Source organism: Actinomyces sp. ICM39 (assembly GCF_000282935.1).
Classification (GTDB): domain Bacteria; phylum Actinomycetota; class Actinomycetes; order Actinomycetales; family Actinomycetaceae; genus Pauljensenia; species Pauljensenia odontolytica_B.
In genome coordinates, this window is sequence record NZ_ALCB01000086.1 from 1 (window position 1) to 821 (window position 821).

Here is an 821-nt window from a genome sequence, read left to right on the forward strand (position 1 = left end):
GCCCGGCAGGTACCTGCCGGGCCACACTCTTAAATGAAAGCGTTCACGCGCCGAGCCGATTCAATGTCTCGCAGCGATCGCACGAACATGTGCTGCACATCAGCAGACGCCAGACGCAAGCCGCTGAGCGGCGCCTCAGGCAAGCGACGCGAGCAGCTCGCGGATCTGAGCATTGAGTTCCTCGGAGGGCACGAATGAGCCATCCTGGAAGTCAGAGCCAAGGTTGATACCGACCTGCTGCTCACGCACGTCGGCGCCGAAGGTCGACATGATCTCGCGCAGGTGCTCGAGCGGCTTGACCGCGCCGTACCAGGAGTAGCCAACCAGACCGACAGCCTTCTCCTTCAGCGTGGCCGGGGGCAGGTAGTCAATCGCGTTCTTCAGAGCGCCGGACACCGAGTGGTTGTACTCAGGCGTCACGAACAGGACAGCGTCGTTTGCCTCGATGTTCGCACGAAGACGAACAGCCTCGGGAAGCACGGGAGCCTGCATCGACGGCGGCATCGCCTCCGCGAAGAGAGGAAGGTTGTAGTCACGCAGATCAAAGAAGACGGTCTGAACACCGTCGAGATGACGAGCCTGATCCTCGATCCAACGAACGACCTGCTCACCGGCGCGGCCGGGACGGACAGAACCGAGAACGATAGCAATGGAAGCCATGACGTTTCCCTTTCGAAGTCTTATTGAAACGTCAACTACTATAGTTCGCAGGAAAGCGCGAGACAAGAACAATCGCTACCGTTTAGGACACAAGTCCCATGGTGCCGCAGCGTAGCAATCCCTCTGGTGAGGGCGCAAAAGCTACGGGCAACAGACTTTGC

General features: G+C 59.4%; 1 protein-coding gene. It reads right to left on the minus strand.

The window, feature by feature from the left end; translation table 11 throughout:
* Positions 1-135 precede the first annotated feature (135 nt).
* Positions 136-660 carry an NADPH-dependent FMN reductase gene (locus HMPREF1137_RS05530; protein ID WP_007589813.1) on the minus strand — a complete coding sequence of 175 codons (525 nt, stop codon included), beginning with the start codon at positions 658-660 and terminating at the stop codon, positions 136-138.
* Between the last annotated feature and the right edge of the window lie 161 nt (positions 661-821).